Here is a 26,498-nt window from a genome sequence, read left to right as displayed (position 1 = left end):
AGTCGGTCCGAATCCTGGCGTCGAATTGCTGCGGCGAGCTGCCAATCGGCGATGCGCCGAGTTTTGACAGGCGCTCCTTCACCGGCTCGGTATTAAGGGCCGCGACGAAATCATGCGAGAGTTTTGCGAGCAGTTCGGGCGGCATGCCGGCGGGTCCGAGCAGGCCCCACCAGACTTCCGTATCGTAACCGGGCACGGTCTCGCTGATGGCAGGCACATTGGGCAGAAACGGTGTCCGCGATGCGGTCGTGACGGCGAGCGCGCGCAGCGTACCGGCCTCCAATTGTCCGGTCGCTTCCGGCGCGTTGTTGAACGACATCGCAATCTGTCCGCCCAGGAGATCATTGATCGCGGGCGCGCCGCCCTTGTACGAAATCGCGTCAATATCGATCCCGGCGAGTTTCTTCAGAAGCTCGCCGGCAAGATGCGTCGATGTTCCGTTGCCCGCATGGCCGAACGACAGGCTTCCCGGCTTCGCCCGCGCCTGCGCAATCATATCGCCGAGCGTCTTGAACGGAGAATCGGCCCGCACCAACAGGATATTGGCGGAGGACGCCAACAGCGAAATCGGCGTGAAGTCCTTGAAAGTGTCGTAGGGAATTTTGGGATACAAAAACGGATTGGTGGCGTGGCCGCTCGCCACCACGATGAGGGTATAACCGTCGGGCGCCGACGTCACCAGCGCCTGCGAGGCGACAACGCCGCCCGCTCCCGGCCGGTTCTCCACGACGACCGATTGGCCCCATTGCCGGGAGACCACATCACCCAAGGTGCGCGCGAGAATATCCACCCCACCGCCGGCCGAATACGGCACGAAAATATGCACGGCCCTGGACGGAAACGGCGACTGCGCCGAGGCGATGCCTCCTGCACCGCACATCGCCGCTGCTGCGGCGACGGTCAGAAACAACCGGCCCAACGATGAGCAGGCCATCACAAAGCTGCCCAAGAACCACCTGCTCAAGGCGTCCTCCCGATATTTTTGTTACTTTTTTATCGCACGCCTGCATGCCGATGGCACCGCCGTACAGCGCAGATCACCGTAACGATCGGGACATGTTGACAATCCCGCCGATCGCGTCAAGTTTCGGCGCATCGAAGGGACGGTCGCGATCACGTTGCGAGCCAAGATCCTCGCGAAGTTAAGGGAGAATTCGATGGCGGCTTCCGAGGGACAAATGGCGTCCCAATCCTTGAATGAGAAGACGTCTCAATCGAAGACCTGGCACCAGGTGGTGCTGCAAACGCTCAAGCGCAACGACATCAGGCTGGTGCCCTACGTCCCCGACCGCGTGCTGACAACGCTGATCAAGGAAATTCACGCCGACCCGTACTTCATCAGCTTCCCGACCGCGCGCGAAGAGGAAGCGGTCGGTATCGTTTCCGGTGCGTGGATGGGCGGCATGCGCGGCGCGGTGCTGATGCAGACATCCGGCTTCGCCACGCTCGCCAACGTGCTGGCCTCGCTGGCGATCCCCTACCAGATTCCGCTGATCATGTTCGTGTCGGAGCGCGGAACACTCGGCGAATTCAACTACGGGCAGTCGCTGGTCTGCCGCACGATGCGGCCGGTGCTCGACTCGCTGGCGATGGAGCACCATACCGCGACCCGGCTCGACGAGTTCGAGTTCATCATCGATCGGTCCATCAAGCAGGCCATCACGACGCAAGCGCCGGTGGCGCTGATCCTGTCGCCGCTGTTGACCGGCGGCAAAGTGTTCGACAAGTGAGAGCTATCGCATGAACAAGCCAGAGAGCGCCCCTGCCCGCAACACCAAGGTGATGAACCGGTTCGATCTCACCTCCAGGCTGGTCGCGAAGCTGAAGAACGAGGAAGCCGTGATCGGCGGCATCGGCAACACCAATTTCGATCTGTGGGCCGCCGGCCACCGCCCGCAGAACTTCTACATGCTGGGCAGCATGGGCCTCGCCTTCCCGATCGCACTCGGCGTCGCATTGGCCCAGCCGAAACGCCGCGTCTTTGCGCTGGAGGGAGACGGCTCGCTATTGATGCAACTGGGCTGCCTGTCGACCATCGCGACGCTCAAGCCGAACAACCTCACCATGATCGTGATGGACAACGGCATCTACCAGATCACCGGGGCACAACCGACCCCGGCCGCCGCCGTGTCCGATATCGTTGCGATCGCCATCGGCTGCGGTCTCACCAATAGCGCCTGGGCGGCGAACGAAGAGGATTTCGAACGGCTGGTCGAGCAGTCCCTGACCGCTCCCGGCCCGACGCTGATCGGGGTGCGTATCGACGACAAGCCGGGGACCGGCGCGACCCGCAGGGATCCCGCGCAGATCAGGGAGCGTTTCATGCTCGGTCTTGGCGTGCGCGAAGCGTTGTGATCCCACGTCGTTTGCGGCAGTCGCGCGCCCGGCAAATACCATGACTCCAGAAAATGAATCCTCGCGGGCCCGGGTCCCGCGAGGCAATGGAAGATGCTGACTTTGCTAGTCGATGATCCTGATCACCCGGCGGGTGCGCGGGTCCACGATCACGCGCCGATCATTCACGACCGCGTAGCGATATTCGGTGTATCGCGGGACCGGCCGCAGTTCGACCGCCGGCGGCAACGGCTCGCCTACCACGACTCGCTCCTGCACCGTCACCGAGGGAACGCGTTCGCCCTGGATCGACGTGATCACGGCGTTCGGAATTTCCACCGCTGCGCCGACGGCGGCGCCCACCGTGCCACCGACAATCTCACCGACCGGACCCGCGACCTCGCCGCCGGTCCTGGCGCCGCTCACCGCACCGGTGGCGGTGGTGGATTGAGCAAAGGCAGCGCCTGAGGCCAGCAGCGACACTGCGATCAACGAAACCGTAAGCTGTCTCTTCATCGTATCCTCCAATGAGTTCACGACAGCCCCAACCACCTGGGCAAAGAGTTGTTCCGGGTTGGATCTGGTTCCAACATGAAGCCGCAAGGCGACGACGAGGTTCCCGAACGCGACAAGTGCGGCACAAGAGAAAGCCGCCCGGGAACCCGGACGGCTTTTTTAACTTTGGCGTTTGATTGATACAGCAGGCCTCTTGCAGGGACCTTCTTACAGAAGGCCTGCGCCGCGCGCCCATTTGTATTTGGCGCCCAAAACCTCGACCGGCAATTCCGTCGAATAGGCATAGGCCGGGATGCCGTTCTGGTAGAGATACTCGGCGGCTTCCTCGACCTCGATGTCGCCGGCCAGCGAGGCGACCATCGGCTTGACGAAGCCCTTGGCCTCCATCTCCTTCTTCACCTCGACCATGTTGCGGGCAAACACCATCGGCGGCGTCACGATGGTGTGCCAGTAACCGAGGATCAGCGAATGGACGCGGTCATCCGACAGCCCGAGCTTGACGGTGTTGACGTAGGTGATCGGCGGCTCGCCACCGGTGATGTCGACCGGATTGCCGGCGGCGCCGAACGGCGGGATGAACTTGCGGAACGCCGCATCGAGGTCGGGTGGCATCACCATCAGCGACATACCGTTGTCGACCACCGAGTCCGACAGCAACACGCCGGAGCCGCCGGCGCCGGTGATGATCAGCACGTTCTCGCCCTTCGGGGTCGGCAGCACCGGAATGCCGCGCGCGAATTCGAGCAGTTGCCGCAAGCTGCGGGCGCGGATCACGCCGGACTGCTTGAGCACGTCCTCGTAGATCTTGTCGTTGCCGGCGAGCGCGCCGGTGTGCGACGAAGCAGCCTTGGCGCCGGCCGACGTGCGGCCCGCCTTGAGCACCACCACCGGCTTCTTCTTGGAGACGCGCTTGGCGGCTTCGGCGAAGGCGCGGCCGTCCTTCAGGTCTTCGCAATGCTGCGCGATGATCGTCGTGTTCGGATCCTGCTCGAAGAAGGCGAGCAGATCGTCCTCGTCGATATCCGACTTGTTGCCGAGGCCGACGATCGCGGAGACGCCCATCTTGGCCGAGCGCGAGAAGCCGATGATCGCCATGCCGATGCCGCCGGACTGCGACGACAGCGCCGCGTGGCCCTTGACGTCGTAGGCGGTGCAGAACGTGGCGCAGAGATTGGCCGGTGTATAATAGAAGCCGTAGATATTCGGCCCCATCAGGCGGACGTTGTACTTCTTGCCGATTTCGACGATCTCGGCCTGCAATTCAGGCGCGCCGGCTTCAGCAAAGCCCGACGGGATCAGAACGGCGCCGGGAATTTTCTTCTCGCCGCATTCGATCAATGCGCCCGCGACAAACTTCGCCGGGATCGCGAACACCGCGGTGTCGATCACACCCGGTACATCCTTGACGCTCTTGTAGGCCTTGTGGCCGAGGATCTCGGCGGCCTTAGGGTGGATCGGATAGATGTCGCCCTTGTAGCCGCCATTGATCAGGTTTTTCATCACCGAGTTGCCGATCTTGCCATCCTCGGCCGAGGCGCCGATCACGGCGACCGCCTTCGGCTGCATGATGCGGTTCATCGCGGTGACGATTTCCTCGGTCGGACGCGGCGCCGGGCGCGGCTTGTAGTCGAAGTCGACGACGATGCGCACGTCGGCGGCGATCGCGTCCTTCTTGGTGGCGAATACCGGATTGAGATCGAGTTCGACGATTTCGGGGAAGTCGCTGACGAGCTGTGACACCTTGACGATGACGTCGGCCAGCGCCTCGCGGCTGACGGGGTCGCCGCCGCGCACGCCCTTGAGCATGTCATGGGCCTGGATGCCGTCGAGCATCGACAAGGCGTCGTCCTTGGTGGCGGGAGCGAGCCGGAAGGTGACGTCCTTCAGGATCTCCACCAGCACGCCGCCGAGGCCGAAGGCCACCAGCTTGCCGAACGATCCGTCGGTGATAGAGCCGACGATGACCTCGGTGCCGCCAGCCAGCATCTGCTGAACCTGAATGCCTTCGATCTTGGCGTCGGCCTTGTACTTCTTGGCATTGGCCAGAATGGTCGCATAATTCGCCTCGACGTCGGCGGCGGTCTTCACACCCACCATGACGCCGCCGGCTTCGGTCTTGTGCAGGATGTCCGGCGAGACGATCTTCATCACCACGGGGAAGCCCATCGCGGACGCGATCTTCGCGGCCTCCGCGGCGGACTTGGCGACCCCCTCCTTGGGAACCGGGATGCCATAGGCATCGCAAACCAGCTTGCCTTCCGGTGCCGTCAGACTGGTGCGCTTATCCGCTTTGACCGCATCGAGAATCTTGCGGACCGCATCTTTGGAATTCGACATTGGCTTCCTCCTTGAAGTCTATTCTTGGTTCGCCGGCAGCGCGCGCTGGGATCAGCACCCCGACTTGCCGGCGCAGGCTCAATTGGCATTCACGGTGATGGCAAACGCGGGTCCGCGTCCGCTGCGGCTGTTGCGGCCGCGGAATAGAAGGCTCGTATGGCATTTGGTATGCCAGAAACGAACTTGTCAAGTCACGGAAGTGTTGAAAACATGCGCAACTTGACATTCTGGCATTTGGCATGCCAAAAATAATTCAGTTGTTGTTTGGATCAACAGACGTCTCCCAGGAGGCGATAGAGTCGTGCCTACACGGAAACAAACCAAGGCGCCGCCCCCCATGCCCGAGGCAGAGATTGCGATCGTCCGGATCGTGCCGGAGACGAGCTTCAAGAACAAGGCCTATGAGGCCTTGAAGGAAGCTATCCTTAAGATGGATATCTACGCGACGCCCGAGCCGGTGATGCTCGACGAGCGCGCCCTGTCGGAGCGCCTCGGCGTCAGCCGGACCCCGATCCGCGAAGCCATCGCGATGCTGGAGCAGGATGGCTTCGTCAAGACCGTGCCGCGGCGCGGCATCGTCGTCGTGCGTCGGACCAAGAGCGAGATCGTGGACATGATCCGGGCCTGGGCCGCGCTTGAGAGCATGGCGGCGCGACTGATCACGACCACCGCGCGCAAGAAGGACATTTCGGCACTGCGCGACTTCTTCAAGGATTTTGGCAAGGATCGCCTGCCGCAGGATCACATCCAGGAATATTCGAAGGCCAACATCGCCTTTCATCAGGCGCTGATTGCGCTCAGCGAGTCGCCGGTGCTGGTCGACATGACCAACGATATCCTGCTGCATGTCCGCGGCTACCGGCAATTGACGATCGGGCGCGTGGACCGCACCGCGGCGTCCCTGCCCGAGCATATGGCGATCATCGACGCGCTCGAACAACGCGATACCGAGCTTGCGGAAAAGCTCGCGCGGGATCACACACTCGGCCTTGCCGCTTATGTCGAAGCGCATGGCCAGGAACTCTTCTAGCGCTCCAGCACCGTAGGCTTCGCGCGACTCATTGAAGGACGAACTCGTCCTTCGCAAGAAACGATCAGGGAGAAGCGGAATGTCCGCAGCAGTACAAAGCCTCGAAACGAAAACGGCCGACGCCGAGCAAGAGCTCACCGATGGCTTTAACCTCATGATCGATGCGCTGAAGCTCAACGGCCTCACGACGATCTACGGCGTGCCCGGCATTCCCATCACCGACTTCGGCCGCATGGCGCAGGCCGCCGGCATTCGGGTGATCTCGTTCCGTCACGAACAGAACGCCGGCAATGCGGCGTCGATCGCGGGCTTCCTGACCAAGAAGCCTGGCGTCTGTCTGACGGTATCGGCGCCCGGTTTCCTCAATGGCCTCACCGCACTCGCCCATGCCACCACCAATTGCTTCCCGATGATCCTGATCTCCGGCTCGTCGGAACGCGAGATCGTCGACCTGCAGCAGGGCGACTACGAGGAGATGGACCAGCTTGCGATCGCCAAGCCGCTCTGCAAGGCGGCGTTCCGCGTGCTACACGCCGCCGATATCGGGATCGGGCTCGCACGCGCGATCCGTGCCGCGGTGTCGGGACGTCCCGGCGGCGTCTATCTCGATCTGCCCGCCAAGCTTTTCGGACAGGTGATGAATGCCGAGGCCGGCGCCAAATCGCTGGTCAAGGTGATCGACGCGGCACCGGCCCAGATCCCCGCCCCGTCCGCGGTCAAGCGCGCGCTCGATGTCCTCAAGGGCGCGAAGCGTCCGCTGATCATTCTCGGCAAGGGCGCGGCCTACGCCCAGGCCGACGACGACATCCGCGCGCTGGTCGAGAAGAGCGGTATTCCGTTCCTGCCGATGAGCATGGCCAAGGGTCTGTTGCCCGACCTGCATCCGCTGTGCGCGGGCGCGGCACGCTCGACGGTGTTGAAGGACGCCGACGTGGTGATGCTGATCGGCGCCCGCCTCAACTGGCTGTTGTCGCATGGCAAGGGCAAGACCTGGGGCACTGCGCCGAAGAAATTCATCCAGATCGACATCGAGCCGAAGGAAATGGACTCGAACGTCGAGATCGTCGCTCCGGTAGTCGGCGACATCGGCTCCTGTGTGTCGGCGCTGCTTGCCGCGATGGGCAGCAACTGGTCCGCCGCGCCGGCCGATTGGGTGAAGACGGTCAGTTCGAAGCGGGAAGAGAACGTCGCCAAGATGGCGCCGCGGCTGATGAACAACAACTCGCCGATGGACTATCACGGCGCGCTCGGCGTCCTGCGCACCATCATCAAGGAGCGGCCTGACGCCATCCTGGTCAACGAGGGAGCCAACACGCTCGATCTGGCGCGCGGCGTCATCGATATGTACCAGCCGCGCAAGCGGCTCGACGTCGGCACCTGGGGGGTCATGGGCATCGGCATGGGCTACGCCATTGCCGCTGCGATCGAGACCGGCAAGCCGGTGCTCGCCGTTGAAGGCGACTCGGCCTTCGGGTTCTCCGGCATGGAGGTCGAAACGATCTGCCGCTACAAGCTGCCGGTTTGCATCGTCATCTTCAACAATGACGGAATCTATCGCGGCACCGACCTCAATTCCGTCGGTTCCGACCCCGCGCCGACGGTCTTCGTCAAGGGCTCGCGCTACGACAAGATGATGGAGGCGTTCGGAGGTGTCGGCGTCCATGCGACGACGCCCGACGAGTTGAAGCGCGCGGTGAACGCGGCGATGGATTCCGGCAAACCGACGCTGATCAACGCAGCGATCGATCCGGCGGCCGGCTCCGAAAGCGGTCGCATCGGTAACCTCAATCCGCAGAGCGCTCTCAAGAAGAAATGAACCGACAGATTCACAGATTCCACGTGTTCCTGCGCGCGCAGGAACAGATTTTAGACGGAGCAATATGATGACAAAAGCGCTGAAGGGCGTTCGCATTCTCGATTTCACCCACGTTCAGTCAGGACCGACCTGCACGCAGCTGCTGGCCTGGTTCGGCGCCGACGTGATCAAGGTCGAGCGCCCCGGCGTCGGCGATATCACGCGCGGTCAATTGCAGGACAAGCCGAACGTCGACAGCCTGTATTTCACCATGCTCAACCATAACAAGCGCTCGATCACGCTCGACACCAAGAACCCGAAGGGCAAGGAAGTCCTCACCGCGCTGATCAAGAGCTGCGACGTATTGGTGGAGAATTTCGGCCCCGGTGTGCTCGACCGGATGGGTTTCCCCTGGGAAAAGATCCACGCCCTCAACCCGAAAATGATCGTGGCGTCGATCAAGGGCTTCGGTCCGGGTCCCTATGAAGACTGCAAGGTCTATGAGAACGTCGCGCAGTGTACCGGCGGTTCGGCATCGACCACGGGTTTCCGCGACGGACTGCCGCTCGTCACTGGCGCGCAGATCGGCGACAGCGGCACCGGGCTGCATCTTGGGCTCGGCATCGTCGCAGCACTCTACCAGCGCACCATGACCGGACAGGGACAGCGCGTCACCGTGGCGATGCAGGACGGCGTGCTGAACCTGGCGCGCGTCAAACTGCGCGACCAGCAGCGCCTCGCTCATGGCCCGCTCAAGGAATACAGCCAGTTCGGCGAAGGCATTCCGTTCGGTGACGCCGTGCCGCGCGCCGGCAACGATTCCGGCGGCGGTCAGCCGGGCCGCATCCTGAAGTGCAAGGGCTGGGAGACCGATCCCAACGCCTACCTCTATTTCATCACCCAGGCGCCCGTGTGGGAGAAGATCTGCGACGTCATCGGCGAGCCCGGCTGGAAGACCCATCCCGATTACGCCAAGCCGCCGGCACGGCTGACCCGCCTGAATGAAATTTTCGCGCGTATCGAGCAATGGACCATGACCAAGACCAAGTTCGAGGCGATGGATATTCTCAACAAGGACGACATTCCCTGCGGCCCGATCCTGTCGATGAAGGAATTGGCTGAAGATCAGTCGCTGCGCGCCTCCGGCACCGTGGTCGAAGTGGACCATCCCCAGCGTGGCAAATACCTGTCGGTCGGCAATCCCATCAAATTGTCGGACAGCCCGAGCGAGGTTCTGCGTTCGCCGCTGCTCGGCGAACATACCGACGAGATCCTGCGGCAGGTTCTCGGCTTTTCCGACCATCAGGTGGCGGAGATTCACGATTCCGGCGCGCTCGATCCGCCACGGAAAGTGGCCGCCGAGTAGAAAGTCTTTTTCTTTCAGATAGTTGAAGGGCCGCCGGTCTCCGGCGGCCCTTTTTGATTGGAAAATCCGATCGCCCTATGCTGCATTGCAGAAGAGATTATGCTGCTATGCAAACAAATCAATTGATCTGGCATCTGGTATACCTATGTTGGGACAACATCACTGACCCAAAGGAGAGATACCATGTCGAAGACCGCCTCTCTCGGCTTCACGCCGTCCGCTACATTGTTCAGCCGCTTAATGTCGGTCATCGATCGTGTGCTGATGGCGAATGCCCTCATCGCCGCTCGTAACGGCGACCTGCCCTATTTCGGCCTGTAACCTGTAAGACGGCGGGCCGATCACCCTCGCGGGCGAGCCCCGCGGGATCGTTCCTTCCGAACAAGGACCCCGGTTTTCCGGGGTCTTTTCGTTTGGGGTCCTGGTGGCCAATGCGTGCGCCGCTGCCCGCTGCAGCATTTATCTGAATTATGACTTGCACTCTGGCATATCACATACCAATATGTCGCGCCGGTAACGCCCGAGGCCAAAATAAAAGCGTACCAGGGGAGGAATCATGACCACCACACCACAAGCATCGACAGTGCCATTCGCCGAAGGCAAATACTTCCGCTGGCTGCAGCTCGCGATGGGCATTGTCTGCATGGCGATGGTCGCGAACCTGCAATACGGCTGGACGCTGTTCGTCGATCCGATCGATCAGAAATATCATTGGGGCCGCGCGGCGATCCAGCTCGCCTTTACGCTGTTCGTCGTGACGGAAACCTGGCTGGTTCCGATCGAAGCATGGTTCGTCGATAAATACGGTCCTCGGGTCGTCATTGCCTTTGGCGGCATCATGGTTGCGATCGCCTGGGTTCTCAATTCCTACGCCGATTCGCTGACGCTGCTCTACACCGCAGCGGTCTTGGCTGGCATCGGCGCCGGCGCGGTCTACGGCACCTGCGTAGGCAACGCGCTGAAATGGTTTCCCGACCACCGCGGACTGGCCGCCGGCGCTACCGCGGCCGGGTTCGGTGCAGGGGCCGCGCTCACGGTCGCGCCGATTGCGAAAATGATTGCCACGAGCGGCTATCAAGACGCATTCTTCACTTTCGGCATCGGACAAGGCGTGATCGTTTTCATCCTTGCCTTTTTCCTCCGCAAGCCGTCGCAAGCAATGCCGGTGAAAAAGAAGCAGCTCAACCTGCCGCAAACCAAGATCGACTACACGCCGCCGCAGGTGCTGCGCAGCCCGATCTTCTGGGTGATGTATCTGGTCTTCGTGATGGTCGCCGCCGGCGGCCTGATGACGGCGGCGCAGATTGCGCCAATCGCTCACGACTTCAAGATCGCCAACGAACCGGTGAGCCTGGCCGGCTTCCAGATGGCCGCGCTGACCTTTGCGATTTCGCTCGACCGGATCTTCGATGGGTTCGGCCGGCCGTTCTTCGGATTTGTCTCCGATAATATCGGGCGAGAGCACACGATGTTCATCGCGTTTGGAACGGCCGCTGCCATGCTGCTGACGCTGTCGGTATATGGACACATCCCGATTGTCTTCGTGCTGGCAACCGCGGTCTATTTCGGCGTGTTCGGCGAGATCTACAGCCTGTTCCCGGCGACCAGCGGCGACACCTTCGGGGTCAAGTTCGCCACCACCAACAATGGCATGCTGTACACGGCGAAGGGCACCGCATCGCTGCTGGTGCCGCTGGCCAGCATCGTTGCCGCCAAATACGGCTGGCAGGCGGTTTTCGTGATCGCGGTTGCGCTCAATGCCACTGCTGCGCTGCTGGCCTTGTTCGTGATCAAGCCGATGCGCCGTGCCTTCATTCTCGGCAATGAAGCCCCAGCGGAGGCCAAGGCGCGAGACGCCAAGCTGGCCTGACGCTTTCCCACTCTCGTGAAAGAGGCGCGCCCTGGCGCGCCTCTTTTTTGGTCCGCGCGATCTGGCATACAAAATACAAGATATTTCTGGATCCCTTTTGGGATAAAGTGTTCCGAGCAGCGCGCGCGCCGAAACGTCAATATTACTGCCGCTTTCCGCGATCGATTTCCAACGAAATCGAATTGACAATTGGCATAATGTATACCAAAATTATTTTGCTAATTTCCTGCGGCTGACCAGAAGGAGGTTGCGATGAAAGTCGGAGACATCCTGCGCAAAAAGACCGCGCGTATTGCAACAGTTCGAATGAATGAAACCGTGGCCATCGCGGCCCAACTGATGCGCGCCAGCAATGTCAGCGCGCTCGTGGTCAAGGACGTGGTGCGGACCGAAGGCAATACCGCCGTCGGCATGTTCACCGAGCGCGATGTCGTCCGCGCCATCGCCGAACACGGCGCGGCCGGCATCAACATCAAGGTTTCGCAGCTGATCTCGGTTCAGCAACTGGTCTCCTGCACGTCGAACGATACGCTCGAAGACGTTCGTCATCTCATGAACAAGCATCACATCCGCCACCTGCCGGTCATCGACGACTACAGTCTGTGCGGCGTGATCAGCATCCGCGATATTTCAACCGCATTCGACGATGAAGTGACGGCTGCGGCGCGGGCCGTGCCCGCCTGACGAAGGCGTTTATCTTCAGCGACGATCACCCCGGCTCTGAGACGCATCTTTGGGCCAGCCGATAAACGCGTGCGGATATTGCATGCGGCCTCCTGACGGCCTTTGTCGCAATGCTGATTTTGTTCAATCGAAAGATCGCGGCCACCCGTCCCAAAATGTAACCATCCATTCCTGCATGATCGCGGCGCCGGATCGGAAGACCTGCGCGATGGACAATCGGCCACTGCGACGGCATCCTCCCCTTCCGGAAACCGGAACAGATCAGGGCGCGCGTCCCGCGCCCAGGGGAAGCGGTTCAGAGGCAGGCGATGATCAAGACACGATTTACCGAGCTCGTCGGCGTCGAACATCCGATCGTCCAGGGCGGGATGCAATGGGTCGGCCGGGCGGAGCTGGTCGCCGCCGTCGCCAATGCCGGCGCACTCGGTTTCATCACCGCGCTGACCCAGCCGACGCCGGAGGATCTGACGAGGGAAATAGCCCGCTGCCGCGGCCTCACCGACAAGCCGTTCGGCGTCAACCTGACCATCCTGCCATCGATCAAGCCGCCGCCTTACGCCGAATACCGCCAGGCCATCATCGAGAGCGGCGTCAGGATCGTCGAGACCGCCGGCAACAAGCCGCAGGAACACGTCACCGAATTCAAGAAGCACGGCATCGTGGTCGTGCACAAATGCACCAGTGTCCGCCACGCGCTGTCGGCGGAGCGCATGGGGGTCGATGCGATTTCGATCGACGGTTTTGAGTGCGCCGGCCATCCCGGCGAGGACGATACGCCCGGGCTCATCCTGATTCCGGTGGCCGCCGACAAGGTGAAGATCCCGATGATCGCATCCGGTGGCTTCGGCGACGGCCGCGGCCTGGTCGCGGCGCTGGCGCTCGGCGCCGAGGGCATCAACATGGGCACGCGCTTCATGTGCACCAGGGAGAGCCCGATCCATCAGCGGATCAAGGAAAAGATCGTCGGCAATGACGAGCGCGAGACCGAGCTGATCTTCCGCACCATGCGCAACACCTCGCGTGTCGCCAAGAACGCGGTCAGCACCCAAGTGGTCGCCATGGAAAAGCAAGGTGCGACTTTCGAGCAGGTTCGCGACCTCGTGGCCGGCGCGCGCGGCAAGATGGTCTACGCCACCGGCGACGCCGACGAAGGCATCTGGTCCGCAGGACAGGTACAGGGATTGATCCATGATATCCCGAGTTGCGCGGAGCTGGTATCACGCATCATGCGCGAGGCGGAAGCCATCATCCAGGGCCGGCTGGAAGGCATGATCTCCGGCAACCGCCGCCAGGCCGCCGAATAGAGCATGATCCGGAAAAGTGGAAACCGGTTTTCCCTCGCGACAAACGCGTCGCGTTTGCGCGGAGATCATGCTCAAACAAAGAGATGAGATTATGATCCGATTCAATCCAATCGGATCATGATCCAGGCGACTACGCACCACCACCCAACGGGAAATGATCGCATGAAGGCCTATGTCTACGGCGCCAACGGCGCCGCCATCACCGAAGTCGCCAAGCCATCGCCGAAAGGCACGCAGGTTCTGGTCCGCGTTCACGCCTGCGGCCTCAACCGCGCCGACCTCGGCATGACCAAGGGTCACGCCCATGGCAGCGCCGGCGGCGCCGGTACTGTGCTGGGGATGGAATGGGCGGGCGAGATCGCCGAAGTCGGCCCCGACGCCAGGGGGGTGAAGCCCGGCGACAAGGTGATGGGTTCGGGCAGCGCCGCCTTCGCGGAATACACGCTGGCCGATCACGGGCGCTTGTACCGCACGCCCTCGAACATGAACTTCGAGGAAGCCTGCACGCTGCCGATCGCGATCTCCACCATGCACAACGCGGTGGTGACCGTCGGCGGATTGCAGCCCGGCCAGACCGTGATGATTCAAGGTGCAAGCTCCGGCGTCGGATTGATGGCGCTGCAGATCGCAAAGCTCAAGGGTGCCAGCCTCGTGGTCGGATCTTCGACGGACGCGATGCGCCGCGGGCGGCTGAAGGAATTCGGCGCCGATCTGGCGGTGGATTCCGGCGATCCCGGCTGGGTCGATCAGGTGCTGCAGGCGACCTCCGGCGAAGGCGTCGACCTGATCGTCGACCAGGTTTCGGGCAAGGTCGCGAGCCAAAATCTCAAGGCCACCAGGATCAAGGGCCGCATCGTCAATGTCGGCAGGCTCGGCGGCACCCATGCCGATTTCAACTTCGACCTGCACGCCGCGCGGCGCATCAGCTATATCGGCGTCACCTTCCGTAGCCGCACGATCGAGGAAATTCGCGAGATTTTCGACGAGGTCCGCAAGGATATCTGGCCGGCGGTGGAATCACGCAAATTGCAATTGCCGATCGACAAGGTGTTTGCCTTCGGCGATATCGGCAAGGCGTTCGAACACATGGAAGCCAACAAGCATCTCGGCAAGATCGTCGTGACGCTATAGAATTGACTGGATAACCACTTAACCGGCCCGGGCAAGAATCCAATGTGCCCTCCCCTCGTCACGATCGCGGTCGCAGCGGCTGTCGCGGCTTCAGCGTCCGCCGGCGCACTGGCTCAGGACGCGCGGGAGGTATTGGCCCCCAATGGCAGGCTGCGCGTTGGTGTTTATCCCGGTAGTCCCCTATCCATGGTCAAGGACAGCAGGACAGGCGAGATCCATGGCCTCAGTCTCGATTTGGGCAAGGAGCTGGCGAAGCGGCTCGACGTCGCCTTCGAACAGATCAACTATCAGAGAGTTGCGGATGTGCTTGCGGGAATGAAAGCGGGAGACGTTGATTTCACGGTCAGCAATGCCACGCCCGCGCGCGCGGCCGATGTCACGTTCAGCCAGACACTGCTTTCGCTCGAGCTCGGATACCTCGTGCCGGCTGCTTCTCCGATCGCGGCCATTTCAGACTTAGAACGGCCCGGCATCCGGGTCGGCGTCACACAAGGAAGCACGTCGCAAGGTACAATTCCGAGCCTGCTGCCAATTGCCACCGTCGTAGCGGCGCAGAACGTCAAGCGCGCCATTGAAATGCTGGAACGCCGAGAGCTCGACGTATTTGCGACCAACAAGCCGACCTTGTTTGAGATGTCCGACCAAATGCCCGGGGCGCGGGTACTGGACGGCCGCTGGGGCGTGGAACACGTCGCCATCGCGATCCCGAAGGGCCGCGAGGCCGCGTTGGAATATCTGCGCCGTTTCGTCGAAGAGGCGCAAGCCGGCGGGCTGCTCTCCCAAGCCGCGGAGCGCGCGGGCCTCAGAGGTATTTTGAAGACGCCATAGCCCGGGATTTTGTGGCGCCCGGCGCCGGCCAATTCCACTTCGATCGGCGCTTTAATGTTGCGTGACGGGCTGCTAAACCCCCCGCCCATGGGCGCCCCCGTTCACACCGTCAAATCCCGCGTTGCGGCGATCTCGATTTTCGCCAGCGCCGCCATGGCCACGGCGAAATTGGTGGTCGGTATCGCCATCGGCAGTCTCGCGCTGATCTCCGAGGCGCTGCACTCCTCGGTCGACGTGGTCGCGACCATTGTCACCTGGATGGTGGTGCGGGTTTCCGACCTTCCGGCGGACAAGGAACATCACTACGGCCATGGCAAGCTCGAGAGCTTGTCGGCGCTGGGCATTATCGCGATGCTCTATGTGCTGGCGGGCGGGATTCTCGTCGAATCATACAGCCGCCTGCACGAGGGTGCGCCGCCGCCGACGCTGTCGGCGATCCCGTTCATCGTACTGCTGGTCGATATCGCCGTGAATTTCTGGCGCGCCCGCGCGCTGCACCGCGCCGCGCACGACACCAAGAGCCAGGCACTGGCCGCCGACGCGCTGCATTTTGGCTCCGACGTGCTTGGTTCGCTCGCCGTCATCATCGGACTTGCGCTTTCCGGATGGGGCTATGCCTGGGGCGATGCCGCTGCCGCGGTCGGCGTGGCGGTCATGATCGCGATGCTGGGCCTGCGGCTGGCGCGCTCCACCGTCGAAACCCTGCTCGACCGCGCGCCCGAAGGCGTCATGGAGCAGGCCACCGCCGCGATCAGGGCGGTGCCCGGCGTGGTCGATGTCGAACGACTGCGGGTCAGGATGGTGGGGTCGACGCACTTCATTGACGCCATCGTGCAGGTCCCACGCACCTACCCCATCGACCGCATCGAGGAGATCAAGCGGAAGGCGCAGGACGCCGTCGCCAAAACGCTTGACGACGCCGACCTGACCTTCACCGCGGTGCCGGTGGCGCGCGACAACGAGAGCGTCCGCGAACGCATCATGGTGATCGCCCGCAATTCCGGTCTCGCCGTCCACCACGTCACCGTTCACGACCTCGGCGGCAAGCTCACCGTCAGCATCGACCTCGAAGTCGACGGCGATATGGCGCTGACGGCGGCCCACGACATCGCCCAGGGGCTGGAGCGGAATATCCGTGACGAATTCGGCGAGGACGTCGAAGTCGACACCCATATCGAGCCACTGGAACCGGAACTGCCGCTCGGTACCGACGCCGCGCCCGACCGTGTCGAAACCATCCGGCTCGCGCTGTCGGGGTTTGCCGCCGATGGCGCCATCCATGACATCCACAGTGTCCGGGTGCGCGATACGGTGGCCGGCGAAATCGTAAACTTTCATTGCCGCGCCGCGCCGTCGATGAGCGTGATCAAGGTTCACGAGAATGTCGACGCGATCGAGCGCGCATTGCGGCGCGCTTTTCCCACCGTCAAGCGCGTGATCAGCCACGCCGAGCCCCCCGACGCGTAGCCGGTATCTGCCGTCGCGCCACGCGTGTTCTCCTTTCGGACTCACATCGCAGGTATTTTTGCGGGGATTTCGAAGGCCTGATTCTCCGTGGACAAGATTTATTTGCATTAACGAATCGTTGACTCTCGACAGTTCGCAAAAACTGGATTCAAATGATCTTGATTCGGGGGCACTGGGGTTCTTCCGGACGGGGTTCAGAAAAGTCTTTCCGAGGGGGCTAGAGGCATGGCGCGTGCACACGCGGCGAACGCGTGCGTCCAATCCGATTCGATCAAGGGATTGGCGCAATCGATCGCAAAACCGGCCTATCACAGGCTGCTGATTGCGGAGCCTGCGCTCCGCCGAGCTGTGCCCACCCTCATCATTGCCTTCCTCATCACGATTTGCCTTGGCGCCTTCGTGCAGGTGATCGATCAGAACCGGCTGAAGCGCGCGTCGATCAAGCGCGACCTGGCGGCGGTGGCCGATGTGCTGGCCGAACGTCTCGACCGCATCGCTTCGGGTCGACCGGATCGCGCGGCCTCGTTTGAGCGCCTGCAACTGCTGTTGCCCGGCCTCATTCCGTCCTGGGCCATCGCTGCCGGCAGACACGTCATCGTCACCGGCGTCGACCAACGCGTCCTCGCCCGCGTTCCAACCGAAGCCACGATCGGCGACACCAGCCGCATCCTCGACCTCATCGGCGCGGCGCTGCCACTGGGCGCGGCCGCGCAGCAAGCCGGCGTCACCGACATCACCCTGCCGAACGGCAACGAAGCGCTGGCGGTCCAGCACGTCGTCAAATCGCTGCCCGGTCAGGTCATTATCATCCAGGAAAAGTTCGATTCGCTTTGGCGATCGGATGCAGCCCTGTCGGTGACACTTTCCGCCACCACCGGCTTTGTCGTGCTGATCCTCGGCTTCGCGTTCCACTGGCAATCGACCCGCGCGCGCGAAGGCGATCTGATCAATGACGCCGTGCGCGGGCGTATCGACACCGCGCTCAACCGCGGCCGTTGCGGATTGTGGGATTGGGATCTCTCGCGCGGCAGGATCTTCTGGTCGCAGTCGATGTTCACGATGCTGGGGCTCGACAGCCGCAGCGACCTCCTGACGTTCGGCGAGGTCAATGCGCTGGTAAAATCCGATGACATCGATCTGTTCGCGATCGCCGATCAGCTCATTTCGTCGAAGATAAACCACATCGACCAGACCTTCCGCATGCGGCACACCGACGGCCACTGGATCTGGCTGCGGGTACGCTGCGAACTCAGTCAGGGCGCCGCCGACGCCGGCCTGCACCTGATCGGCATCGCCGTCGACATCACCGAGCAAAAGAGCCTGGCCGAGAAAACGATAGAGGCCGACTTGCGGCTGCGCGATGCGATCGAGACCATCCCGGAAGCCTTCGTGTTGTGGGACGCGGGAGATCGGCTGGTGCTCTGCAACTCGCATTTCCAGCGACTGCACAAGCTGCCGGCTTCCGCCGTGACGCCGGGCACCTCCTATGAAACCGTGATCGAAGTCGGCAGCATGCCGGAGGTCCGCACCCGCCTGCACGAGGTCGCCGACCGGGCGCCAGGCGCACGAACCTTCGAGGCGCAGCTCGACGACGGAAGCTGGCTGCATATCAGCGAACGCCGGACCAAGGACGGTGGCTACGTTTCGGTCGGAACTGACATCACCCGCATCAAGGAACACGAACAGAAACTGGTCGAGAACGACCTTCGGCTGCGCGCCACCGTGATCGATCTGAAACGTTCGCAGTCCGCACTCGAACGGCAGGCCCTCGAACTCGCCGATCTCGCGGAGAAATATTCCAAGGAAAAAAATCGCGCCGAGGAAGCCAACCAGACCAAGTCGAAATTCCTCGCCAATATGAGCCACGAGCTGCGCACGCCGCTCAATGCCATCATCGGATTTTCCGAGATCATGGAAAGCGGCATGTTCGGAACGCTGGGTTCGGAGAAATATCAGGAATATTGCCACGACATCCTCACCAGCGGACACTATCTGCTCGAAGTGATCAACGACATCCTGGATATGTCGAAGATCGAAGCCGGCAGGATGAAGCTCGACATGGAAGAGCTCGATTTGTCCAAGACGCTGGCGGAATCCCTGCGCGTGGTGTCCGGGCGGGCCGACGACAAGAACCTGCTGCTCGATGCCGATATCGACAGCACCATTTCGGTCATGGCGGACCGCCGGGCGATCAAGCAGATCATCGTCAATCTGCTGTCCAACGCCGTCAAATTCACGCCCGATGGCGGCAAGGTGGTGGTCCGCAGCCGGTTGCTCGAAGACAGGATCGTGCTGATGATTGCCGACACCGGCATCGGCATCGCCGCACAATCGCTGCAGCGGCTGGGACGGCCGTTCGAGCAGGTGGAAAGCCAGCTCACCAAGACCTATCACGGCTCCGGGCTGGGACTGGCCATCGCCAGATCGCTGACCAATCTGCACGGCGGGTCGATGCGGTTGCGTTCGAAGCTCGGCACCGGCACGGTGGTCTGCGTATCGCTGCCGCGCGACGCGCGCAAGGCCAGAGCGAAGGTCTCCGCCGCGGCCTGATCCTTTGTTGACGCGTCTTCTCCTGCGCGCCAAAAATCGCCTTCGCTATTCCAGCGTCGGGGCGACTTCCCGCGCGATTTGAACGAGCGCGGCGATCAGCGGCGTCATCGGATCGCGCTGCGGTATCACCATCCCGATGCTGTAATCGACGACGGGGTCGACAATCGGAATGCTGCGGACGGTATCCGCCAGCCCGAGCGTCTCAGCGAGCTTTGCCGGCATCACGCTGGCCCAGCGGCCGGTCTTGACGTGGGTATAAAGCACCAGCAGCGAGTTCGAGGTCAGCGTCGGTGTCGCCTCCGCCCCGACCGAGCGAAGCGCCCGATCGATGATGCGCCGGTTCTGCATGTCCGACGTCAGCAGGCACAGGGGGACCTGTCCAACCTCCGTCCACGTGACCTGCTCGCGATCGCCGAACATCGCATCCGGCGACGTCAGCAGACGGTAGCTTTCGTTGTAGAGCGGAATGGTGCGAACCTTGCCGATCGGCTCGTTCTCGATATAGGTCAGGCCGGCATCGACCTCCAGATTTTCCAGCAGGCCCAGCACGTCGGCCGAGGTGCAGGACTGGATTCGAAAGCGCACGTCCGGGTGGCGCGCGCGAAACGGCGTGGTCAGTGAAGCCACCATGCCCAGCACGGTCGGAATCGCCGCGATCCGGATCTCGCCGGAAAGCTTGTCCTTCAGGCTGTTGATTTCCTGGCGCATCGCGCGGGCGTCGCCGACGATGCGCCGCGCCCAGTCAAGCGTGCGCTCGCCCTCGGGCGTAAAGCCCTGGAACCGCGAGCCGCGCTGCACCAGCATCACGCCGAGGATTTCCTCGAGCTGCTTGAGGCTGGTCGACATCGTCGGCTGTGTCACGCCGCAGGCCTCCGCGGCGCGTCCGAAGTGACGCTCCTTGGCCAGCGCGAGCAGAAGTTCAAGCTTGTCGATCAAGAAGACCCCCAACGGTTTCACGACAACGAATACCACGGTCCGCGCGATGCGAGGACGCAAAAACGCAGGCCGGCATGTGCTGCGGCGGTATCAGCCCTTCGTCAATTCTATTTTCATATCACTTGATTTCATATCCGTATTGATCGCGTTTCCGTATCGCCGCATGAGACGGCTTTATTGATATTTGAAGTGATTTCCGATTGTTGTGACGCTGGTAAACGGCCTCCGATAGAGAGTGCGGATGATGACAGTCTACGAACCATGGAACGCCACGCGCGGCGCCGAAATCATCGCCGAGCATACGCATCTTGAAGGTGCGACGCTGGTGATCCTGCACGCGCTGCAGGAAGCCTTCGGCTACGTGCCGGAGCCGGCGATTCCGATGATCGCGTCCGCATTGAACCTGTCCCGCGCCGAGGTTCACGGCGTATTCACCTTCTACCACGATTTTCGCCACAAGCCCGCGGGCCGGCACGTCCTGAAACTGTGCCGCGCCGAAGCCTGTCAGGCCGCCGGCGGCGATGCGCTGGCGGCGCGCGCCGAAGCCCAACTCGGCATTGCCCTCGGAACTACCACGCCGGACGAACGCGTGACACTGGAGCCGATCTATTGCCTCGGGCTGTGCGCCACCGCGCCCTCGGCGATGCTCGACGGCCGCGTGGTCGGACGGCTGGACGAGGCGCGGATCGACGCGCTGGTCGCGGAGGCGCGGCGATGAGCCTGCGTATTTTCATTTCGCGCGATGCGGGCGCGATCGCGGTCGGCGCCGACGGGATCGCATGGCATTTCGAGCAGTCGGCGGCGAGGCGCGGCCTGGCCGTTGAAATCGTCCGAACCGGTTCGCGCGGCCTGTACTGGCTGGAGCCGATGGTCGAGGTCGCAACGGCGAAAGGACGGGTCGCCTTTGGTCCGGTGGCCGATGCCGATGTCGCCTCCGTGCTTGACGCGATGCTGGCGGAAGCCCCGCATCCGCTGCGGCTCGGTATCGTCGAGGACATTCCCTGGCTGAAGCGGCAGACCCGCCTGACCTTCGCGCGATGCGGCGTGGTCGATCCGCGCTCGCTGGAGGACTACCGCGCCCACGACGGTTACAAGGGTCTCGAACGCGCGCTGACGCTGACCTCGGAGGTCATCCTCGCCGATGTCACCGCCTCCGGGTTGCGTGGCCGCGGCGGTGCTGGTTTTCCGACCGGCATCAAATGGAAGACCGTGGCGCAGACCAGCGCCGACCGAAAATACATCGTCTGCAATGCCGACGAAGGCGACAGCGGCACCTTCGCCGACCGCATGATCATGGAGGGCGATCCCTTCGTGGTGATCGAAGGCATGACCATTGCGGGCGTCGCGGTCGGCGCCAGCAAGGGCTACATCTACATCCGCTCGGAATATCCGCACGCGGTCGAGGCGATGAACGCGGCGATCGCGGCGGCGCGGCGTGGCGGCTATCTCGGCACCGGCATCGGCGGCTCTGCGCACAGCTTCGATCTCGAAGTTCGGGTCGGCGCCGGCGCCTATGTCTGCGGCGAAGAGACCTCGCTCTTGGAAAGCCTGGAAGGCCGGCGCGGCATCGTCCGCGCCAAGCCGCCGCTGCCCGCGCATAAGGGCCTGTTCGGCAAGCCGACCGTGATCAACAACGTGCTGTCGTTCGCGGCAATCCCCTTCATCCTCGCCGGCGGCGCCAAGGCCTATGCCGATTTCGGCATCGGCCGTTCCCGCGGCACCATGCCGATCCAGCTCGCCGGCAACGTGAGATATGGTGGGTTGTTCGAGGTCGCCTTCGGCATCACGCTCGGCGAACTGGTCGACGACGTCGGCGGCGGCACCTTTACAGGACGCCCGGTCCGCGCCGTCCAGGTCGGCGGTCCGCTCGGCGCTTATTTTCCGCGCGCGCTGTTCGACACGCCGTTCGATTATGAGGCCTTCGCGGCGCGCGACGGCCTGATCGGCCATGGCGGCATCGTGGTGTTCGACGACAGCGTCGACATGTCAAAGCAGGCGCGCTTTGCGATGCAGTTCTGCGCGATCGAATCCTGCGGCAAATGCACGCCCTGCCGGATCGGCTCGACCCGCGGCGCCGAGACCATCGACAAGATCCGCGCCGGCGAGCACGTGACGGAAAATATCGCTGTCATCGAAGACCTCTGCAACACCATGAAATTCGGCTCGCTCTGCGCGCTGGGCGGTTTCACACCCTACCCCGTGATGAGCGCCCTGAAGCACTTCCGGGAAGATTTCGGCCCGGCCGCCACGCGCCTGCAAGCTGCGGAATAAAGGACGATCGCCATGTCGCTGATCCAGGAAACCGATTTCGGAACCCCGCGCTCCCGATCCGAAACCATGGTCACGCTCACCATCGACGGCCAGAGCGTCACCGTGCCGGAGGGCACCTCGATCATGCGCGCGGCGATGGAGGCCGGCACCCAGATTCCAAAGCTCTGTGCCACCGACATGGTGGACGCTTTCGGCTCCTGCCGCATGTGCCTGATCGAGATCGAGGGCCGCGCCGGCACGCCGGCGTCCTGCACCACGCCGGCCACGCCAGGCCTCGTGGTCCACACCCAGACCGAACGGCTGAAGAAACTGCGCAAGGGGGTGATGGAACTGTACATCTCCGACCATCCGCTGGATTGCCTGACCTGTGCCGCCAACGGCGACTGCGAATTGCAGGACATGGCGGGCGCGGTCGGCCTGCGCGATGTGCGCTATGGCTATCAGGGCGACAACCACGTCTTCGCCAAGGCCAATGGGACCGCGAACGCGGCCTGGATGGCGAAGGATGAATCCAATCCCTATTTCACCTACGACCCGTCGAAATGCATCGTCTGCTCGCGCTGCGTGCGCGCCTGCGAGGAGGTGCAAGGCACCTTCGCGCTGACGATTTCCGGGCGCGGCTTTGACAGCCGGGTATCGCCCGGCATGAGCGAGAGCTTCCTCGGCTCCGAATGCGTGTCCTGCGGCGCCTGCGTGCAGGCCTGCCCGACCGCGACGCTGACCGAAAAATCGGTGATCGAAATCGGCCAGCCCGAGCATTCCGTGGTGACAACCTGCGCCTATTGCGGCGTCGGCTGCACCTTCAAGGCGGAAATGCGCGGCGAGGAAGTCGTCCGTATGGTGCCGTACAAGGACGGCAAGGCCAATCGCGGTCATTCCTGCGTCAAGGGCCGCTTCGCCTGGGGTTACACCACCCACAAGGAGCGCATCCTGCACCCGATGATCCGCGAAAAGATCACCGATCCCTGGCGCGAAGTGTCGTGGGACGAGGCCTTCGACTACGCGGCTTCCGAGTTCAAGCGGATCCAGGCCAAATATGGCCGCGATTCCGTCGGCGGCATTACCTCCTCGCGCTGCACCAACGAGGAAACCTATCTGGTGCAGCAGCTGGTCCGCGCCGGATTCGGCAACAACAATGTCGATACCTGCGCCCGGGTCTGCCATTCCCCGACCGGATATGGGCTGGCCACCACCTTCGGCACCTCGGCCGGCACGCAGGATTTCGATTCGGTCGAGCAGACCGACGTGATGATGATCATCGGCGCCAATCCGACCGACGCGCATCCGGTGTTTGCATCCCGCATGAAGAAGCGCCTGCGCGCCGGCGCCAAGCTGATCGTGATCGATCCGCGTCGCACCGATATCGTTCGCTCCGCCCACGTCGAGGCCCAGCATCATCTGCCGCTGATGCCGGGCACCAATGTCGCCGTGCTGACCGCGATGGCGCATGTCATCGTCACCGAAGGTCTCGTCGATGAGGCCTTCGTGCGGGAGCGCTGCGACTGGAGCGAGTTCCAGGATTGGGCCACTTTCGTCGCGCTGCCGAACAACAGTCCGGAAGCTACCGCGATGGCGACCGGGCTCGACCCCAGGGAGTTGCGCGCCGCGGCGCGGCTGTTCGCGACCGGCGGCAACGGCGCGATCTATTACGGGCTCGGCGTCACCGAACACAGCCAGGGCTCCACCACGGTGATCGCGATCGCCAATCTCGCCATGGCGACCGGCAATATCGGCCGGCCCGGCGTCGGCGTGAACCCGCTGCGCGGCCAGAACAATGTGCAGGGTTCCTGCGACATGGGTTCATTCCCGCACGAACTGCCTGGCTATCGGCATATCTCGGGCGATGCGGTACGCCAGTCGTTCGAGGCGATGTGGAAGGTCAAGCTCAACAAGGAGCCGGGCCTGCGGATTCCCAACATGTTCGATGCCGCGGTCGAGGGCACCTTCATGGGGCTTTATGTGCAGGGTGAGGACATCCTGCAGTCCGACCCCAACACCAAGCACGTCGTTGCGGCGCTATCGGCGATGGAATGCGTCATCGTCCACGATCTCTTCCTCAACGAGACCGCCAACTACGCCCACATCTTCCTGCCTGGATCGACCTTCCTCGAGAAGGACGGCACCTTCACCAACGCCGAGCGCCGCATCCAGCGCGTCCGCAAGGTGATGTCGCCGCGCAACGGACTGGCCGACTGGGAAGTGACGATCCGCCTCGCCAAGGCGATGGGCTATGAGATGAAGTATAACCATCCCTCCGAGATCATGGACGAGATCGCGGCGCTGACGCCGACGTTCAGCGGCGTTTCCTACGCCAAGCTCGATGAACTCGGCTCGGTGCAATGGCCCTGCAACGAGAAAATGCCGCTGGGCACGCCGGTCATGCATATCGACGGCTTCGTGCGCGGCAAGGGCAAGTTCGTCATCACCGAATATATCGCCACCGACGAGCGTACCGGTCCGCGTTACCCGCTGCTGCTGACCACCGGGCGCATTCTCAGCCAGTACAATGTCGGCGCCCAGACCCGGCGCACCGATAATATCATCTGGCACGAGGAGGACCGGCTCGAGATCCATCCCCACGACGCCGAGCAGCGCGGCGTGCGCGATGGCGACTGGGTGCGGCTTGCAAGCCGCGCCGGGGAAACCACCTTGCGCGCGCTGATCACCGAGCGGGTCGCGCCGGGCGTGGTCTACACCACGTTCCATCATCCGGACACCCAGGCCAACGTCATCACCACCGAATATTCCGACTGGGCCACCAACTGCCCGGAATACAAGGTCACGGCGGTGCAGATTTCACCCTCCAACGGTCCGTCGGAATGGCAAAAGGCCTATGACGAACAGGCCCGCCACTCCCGGCGCATTGCCCCCGTCGTGGAAGCCGCGGAGTAAGGCGATGCACGACCCGGTTCGCACGGTTGATCGTCAGGTCTGGCGCGACGGCGGCCCCAGCCGCGGCAGGCGTGCGATTCCGGAAGAGACCGCGATTGCGCTGACCTATAATGGCGGCACCTATGCCGTGATGATGGCCACCCCGCAGAATCTCCGGGATTTCGCCGTCGGGTTCAGCCTCAGCGAAGGCATCGTGCAATCCCCCGACGATATCCGTTCGCTCGATATCATCGGTCTCGACGACGGCATCGAGCTGCGGATGTGGCTGGCGCCATCGCGGGCGGATCGGCTCAATGAACGGCGGCGGCATATCGCCGGCCCCACGGGTTGCGGAATTTGCGGGATCGAGTCGATTGCCGAGGCGGTGCGCCCGGCGGCCATCGTCGCGCAGGGCCGAGGATTCTCCTCGCAAGAGGTGATGACGGCGATGCAGAGCATTCCGCCATTGCAAACGATCAACGTCGAAACCCGCGCGGTGCATGCCGCGGCGTTCTGGATGCCGGGGCGCGGCACTGTCGCCCTGCGCGAGGACGTCGGCCGCCACAATGCGCTCGACAAGCTGGCCGGCGCGCTGGCGCAGGGCGGGATCTCGACTGATCAGGGCATGGTGTTGCTGACCAGCAGGGTCTCGGTCGAGATGGTGCAGAAGACGGCCGCGATGGGCGCAGCCGTGATGGTCGCGGTTTCCGCGCCGACCGCGCTGGCGGTACGGATGGCGGATGCCGCCGGCATTACGCTTGCGGCCATCGCGCGTGGCGACGGCTTCGAGATCTTCACCCATCCGGGCCGCATTACGTCCGCGGCCGTCACGCAAGGAGCCGTCCATGTCGCCTGACCGGCTGGTCTACATGGCCAATCAAATCGGCAAGTTCTTCCACAGCCAGGGCCACGACAAGGCGGTTCCGGGCATTGCCGAGCACATCCGAAAATTCTGGGATCCGCGGATGCGCACGGCGATCCTCGCCCATCTCGACGCCGGCGGCGCGGGCCTCGATCCGGATGTCCGGGATGCCATCGCGGCGCTGAAGCAGGCCTAGAAGGCCCATCGAAGGTGGCGATCGCGGGGGGCTGCCGGACATCCCGGCGACGTAAACCGATAAACTTCAAGGTAATGCGCTAAGGGAACTTTACGAAATCGCCGTCAATCTGGCGACCTGTTTTGACGATCGCCGAGCCGATCGCCGTCA

The 26,498-nt window shown here is 62.9% G+C and carries 22 protein-coding genes; 18 read left to right on the top strand and 4 right to left on the bottom strand.

Annotation, left to right across the window (positions count from 1 at the left end; translation table 11 throughout):
• A partial coding sequence (locus tag E8A46_RS21265; protein WP_291565507.1) for a tripartite tricarboxylate transporter substrate binding protein occupies positions 1–964 on the bottom strand: 964 nt, incomplete at its 3' end.
• A gap of 193 nt (positions 965–1,157) precedes the next feature.
• Between E8A46_RS21265 and E8A46_RS21260 the strand changes: the two genes are divergently transcribed.
• Positions 1,158–1,730: a thiamine pyrophosphate-binding protein gene (locus tag E8A46_RS21260; RefSeq protein ID WP_291565505.1), complete on the top strand. Its 573-nt coding sequence runs from the start codon at positions 1,158–1,160 to the stop codon at positions 1,728–1,730.
• Between the two features lie 10 nt (positions 1,731–1,740).
• Positions 1,741–2,355 carry a thiamine pyrophosphate-dependent enzyme gene (locus tag E8A46_RS21255; protein WP_291565503.1) on the top strand — a complete coding sequence of 205 codons (615 nt, stop codon included), beginning with the start codon at positions 1,741–1,743 and terminating at the stop codon, positions 2,353–2,355.
• A gap of 105 nt (positions 2,356–2,460) precedes the next feature.
• Here E8A46_RS21255 and E8A46_RS21250 read toward each other — a convergent pair whose 3' ends face one another.
• Positions 2,461–2,850 carry a DUF1236 domain-containing protein gene (locus E8A46_RS21250; protein ID WP_291565501.1) on the bottom strand — a complete coding sequence of 130 codons (390 nt, stop codon included), beginning with the start codon at positions 2,848–2,850 and terminating at the stop codon, positions 2,461–2,463.
• Between the two features lie 207 nt (positions 2,851–3,057).
• Positions 3,058–5,187, bottom strand: coding sequence for an acetate--CoA ligase family protein (locus E8A46_RS21245; protein ID WP_291565499.1), 2,130 nt, complete (start codon positions 5,185–5,187; stop codon positions 3,058–3,060).
• Positions 5,188–5,488: 301 nt separating this feature from the next.
• On the opposite strand from E8A46_RS21245, the gene E8A46_RS21240 reads away from it, so the two are divergent.
• The 11 genes from E8A46_RS21240 to E8A46_RS21190 all read left to right on the top strand — a co-directional run bounded on the left by E8A46_RS21240 (position 5,489) and on the right by E8A46_RS21190 (position 19,212).
• Positions 5,489–6,217: a GntR family transcriptional regulator gene (locus tag E8A46_RS21240; RefSeq protein ID WP_291565497.1), complete on the top strand. Its 729-nt coding sequence runs from the start codon at positions 5,489–5,491 to the stop codon at positions 6,215–6,217.
• Positions 6,218–6,296: 79 nt separating this feature from the next.
• Positions 6,297–8,033, top strand: a complete 1,737-nt coding sequence (gene oxc, locus E8A46_RS21235) for an oxalyl-CoA decarboxylase (RefSeq protein ID WP_291565495.1) — start codon at positions 6,297–6,299, stop codon at positions 8,031–8,033.
• 67 nt (positions 8,034–8,100) lie between these two features.
• Positions 8,101–9,378 carry a formyl-CoA transferase gene (gene frc, locus E8A46_RS21230; RefSeq protein WP_291565493.1) on the top strand — a complete coding sequence of 426 codons (1,278 nt, stop codon included), beginning with the start codon at positions 8,101–8,103 and terminating at the stop codon, positions 9,376–9,378.
• Between the two features lie 183 nt (positions 9,379–9,561).
• Positions 9,562–9,699, top strand: a complete 138-nt coding sequence (locus E8A46_RS21225; RefSeq protein ID WP_291565491.1) for a hypothetical protein — start codon at positions 9,562–9,564, stop codon at positions 9,697–9,699.
• 235 nt (positions 9,700–9,934) lie between these two features.
• Positions 9,935–11,248: an oxalate/formate MFS antiporter gene (gene oxlT / locus E8A46_RS21220; RefSeq protein WP_291565489.1), complete on the top strand. Its 1,314-nt coding sequence runs from the start codon at positions 9,935–9,937 to the stop codon at positions 11,246–11,248.
• A gap of 252 nt (positions 11,249–11,500) precedes the next feature.
• The gene (locus E8A46_RS21215) at positions 11,501–11,932 is read left to right on the top strand and encodes a CBS domain-containing protein (protein ID WP_291565488.1); all 432 of its coding nucleotides are present in this window, start codon (positions 11,501–11,503) and stop codon (positions 11,930–11,932) included.
• A 308-nt stretch (positions 11,933–12,240) separates the two neighbouring features.
• Positions 12,241–13,236 (top strand): nitronate monooxygenase family protein, encoded by a 996-nt coding sequence (locus E8A46_RS21210; protein WP_291565485.1) that lies wholly within the window; start codon positions 12,241–12,243, stop codon positions 13,234–13,236.
• 162 nt (positions 13,237–13,398) lie between these two features.
• The gene (locus E8A46_RS21205; protein ID WP_291565482.1) at positions 13,399–14,367 is read left to right on the top strand and encodes a zinc-binding dehydrogenase; all 969 of its coding nucleotides are present in this window, start codon (positions 13,399–13,401) and stop codon (positions 14,365–14,367) included.
• A gap of 42 nt (positions 14,368–14,409) precedes the next feature.
• Positions 14,410–15,195, top strand: a complete 786-nt coding sequence (locus tag E8A46_RS21200) for a transporter substrate-binding domain-containing protein (protein WP_291565479.1) — start codon at positions 14,410–14,412, stop codon at positions 15,193–15,195.
• Positions 15,196–15,282: 87 nt separating this feature from the next.
• A complete protein-coding gene (locus E8A46_RS21195) occupies positions 15,283–16,662 on the top strand; it encodes a cation diffusion facilitator family transporter (RefSeq protein ID WP_291565476.1) in 1,380 nt (459 codons plus the stop codon).
• Positions 16,663–16,887: 225 nt separating this feature from the next.
• Complete coding sequence (locus E8A46_RS21190) at positions 16,888–19,212, top strand: ATP-binding protein (RefSeq protein WP_291565474.1); 2,325 nt, start codon at positions 16,888–16,890, stop codon at positions 19,210–19,212.
• A 45-nt stretch (positions 19,213–19,257) separates the two neighbouring features.
• Here the strand turns inward: E8A46_RS21190 and E8A46_RS21185 are convergent, their stop codons facing one another.
• Positions 19,258–20,148, bottom strand: a complete 891-nt coding sequence (locus E8A46_RS21185) for a LysR family transcriptional regulator (protein WP_291565472.1) — start codon at positions 20,146–20,148, stop codon at positions 19,258–19,260.
• 241 nt (positions 20,149–20,389) lie between these two features.
• On the opposite strand from E8A46_RS21185, the gene E8A46_RS21180 reads away from it, so the two are divergent.
• The 5 genes from E8A46_RS21180 to E8A46_RS21160 are packed head-to-tail and all read left to right on the top strand — an operon-like array spanning position 20,390 to position 26,348.
• Positions 20,390–20,866: a formate dehydrogenase subunit gamma gene (locus E8A46_RS21180; RefSeq protein WP_291565470.1), complete on the top strand. Its 477-nt coding sequence runs from the start codon at positions 20,390–20,392 to the stop codon at positions 20,864–20,866.
• The gene (locus E8A46_RS21175) at positions 20,863–22,419 is read left to right on the top strand and encodes an NADH-quinone oxidoreductase subunit NuoF (RefSeq protein WP_291565468.1); all 1,557 of its coding nucleotides are present in this window, start codon (positions 20,863–20,865) and stop codon (positions 22,417–22,419) included. The genes E8A46_RS21180 and E8A46_RS21175 overlap by 4 nt, the downstream gene beginning before the upstream one ends.
• Positions 22,420–22,431: 12 nt before the next feature.
• The gene (fdhF, locus tag E8A46_RS21170; RefSeq protein ID WP_291565467.1) at positions 22,432–25,311 is read left to right on the top strand and encodes a formate dehydrogenase subunit alpha; all 2,880 of its coding nucleotides are present in this window, start codon (positions 22,432–22,434) and stop codon (positions 25,309–25,311) included.
• Between the two features lie 4 nt (positions 25,312–25,315).
• Positions 25,316–26,146 (top strand): formate dehydrogenase accessory sulfurtransferase FdhD, encoded by an 831-nt coding sequence (gene fdhD, locus E8A46_RS21165; protein ID WP_291565464.1) that lies wholly within the window; start codon positions 25,316–25,318, stop codon positions 26,144–26,146.
• Positions 26,136–26,348, top strand: coding sequence for a formate dehydrogenase subunit delta (locus E8A46_RS21160; RefSeq protein ID WP_291565461.1), 213 nt, complete (start codon positions 26,136–26,138; stop codon positions 26,346–26,348). The genes fdhD and E8A46_RS21160 overlap by 11 nt, the downstream gene beginning before the upstream one ends.
• The last annotated feature ends 150 nt before the right edge of the window (positions 26,349–26,498 follow it).

It is taken from the genome of Bradyrhizobium sp. (genome assembly GCF_004799445.1).
Classification (GTDB): Bacteria; Pseudomonadota; Alphaproteobacteria; order Rhizobiales; family Xanthobacteraceae; genus Bradyrhizobium.
The sequence above is the reverse complement of the archived record's forward strand: the minus strand, read 5'-3'. Positions and strand labels throughout refer to the sequence as shown.

Excerpts from the sequence above, each read along its gene's own strand:
- oxc (WP_291565495.1), top strand. The coding sequence starts at position 6,297 with ATGTCCGCAGCAGTACAAAGCCTCGAAACGAAAACGGCCGACGCCGAG.
- E8A46_RS21255 (WP_291565503.1), top strand. The coding sequence starts at position 1,741 with ATGAACAAGCCAGAGAGCGCCCCTGCCCGCAACACCAAGGTGATGAAC.
- E8A46_RS21245 (WP_291565499.1), bottom strand. The coding sequence starts at position 5,187 with ATGTCGAATTCCAAAGATGCGGTCCGCAAGATTCTCGATGCGGTCAAA.
- E8A46_RS21180 (WP_291565470.1), top strand. The coding sequence starts at position 20,390 with ATGATGACAGTCTACGAACCATGGAACGCCACGCGCGGCGCCGAAATC.
- E8A46_RS21175 (WP_291565468.1), top strand. The coding sequence starts at position 20,863 with ATGAGCCTGCGTATTTTCATTTCGCGCGATGCGGGCGCGATCGCGGTC.
- E8A46_RS21250 (WP_291565501.1), bottom strand. The coding sequence starts at position 2,850 with ATGAAGAGACAGCTTACGGTTTCGTTGATCGCAGTGTCGCTGCTGGCC.
- frc (WP_291565493.1), top strand. The coding sequence starts at position 8,101 with ATGACAAAAGCGCTGAAGGGCGTTCGCATTCTCGATTTCACCCACGTT.
- E8A46_RS21215 (WP_291565488.1), top strand. The coding sequence starts at position 11,501 with ATGAAAGTCGGAGACATCCTGCGCAAAAAGACCGCGCGTATTGCAACA.
- E8A46_RS21210 (WP_291565485.1), top strand. The coding sequence starts at position 12,241 with ATGATCAAGACACGATTTACCGAGCTCGTCGGCGTCGAACATCCGATC.
- E8A46_RS21225 (WP_291565491.1), top strand. The coding sequence starts at position 9,562 with ATGTCGAAGACCGCCTCTCTCGGCTTCACGCCGTCCGCTACATTGTTC.
- E8A46_RS21205 (WP_291565482.1), top strand. The coding sequence starts at position 13,399 with ATGAAGGCCTATGTCTACGGCGCCAACGGCGCCGCCATCACCGAAGTC.
- E8A46_RS21160 (WP_291565461.1), top strand. The coding sequence starts at position 26,136 with ATGTCGCCTGACCGGCTGGTCTACATGGCCAATCAAATCGGCAAGTTC.
- oxlT (WP_291565489.1), top strand. The coding sequence starts at position 9,935 with ATGACCACCACACCACAAGCATCGACAGTGCCATTCGCCGAAGGCAAA.
- E8A46_RS21195 (WP_291565476.1), top strand. The coding sequence starts at position 15,283 with ATGGGCGCCCCCGTTCACACCGTCAAATCCCGCGTTGCGGCGATCTCG.
- fdhD (WP_291565464.1), top strand. The coding sequence starts at position 25,316 with ATGCACGACCCGGTTCGCACGGTTGATCGTCAGGTCTGGCGCGACGGC.
- E8A46_RS21260 (WP_291565505.1), top strand. The coding sequence starts at position 1,158 with ATGGCGGCTTCCGAGGGACAAATGGCGTCCCAATCCTTGAATGAGAAG.
- E8A46_RS21200 (WP_291565479.1), top strand. The coding sequence starts at position 14,410 with ATGTGCCCTCCCCTCGTCACGATCGCGGTCGCAGCGGCTGTCGCGGCT.
- E8A46_RS21190 (WP_291565474.1), top strand. The coding sequence starts at position 16,888 with ATGGCGCGTGCACACGCGGCGAACGCGTGCGTCCAATCCGATTCGATC.
- fdhF (WP_291565467.1), top strand. The coding sequence starts at position 22,432 with ATGTCGCTGATCCAGGAAACCGATTTCGGAACCCCGCGCTCCCGATCC.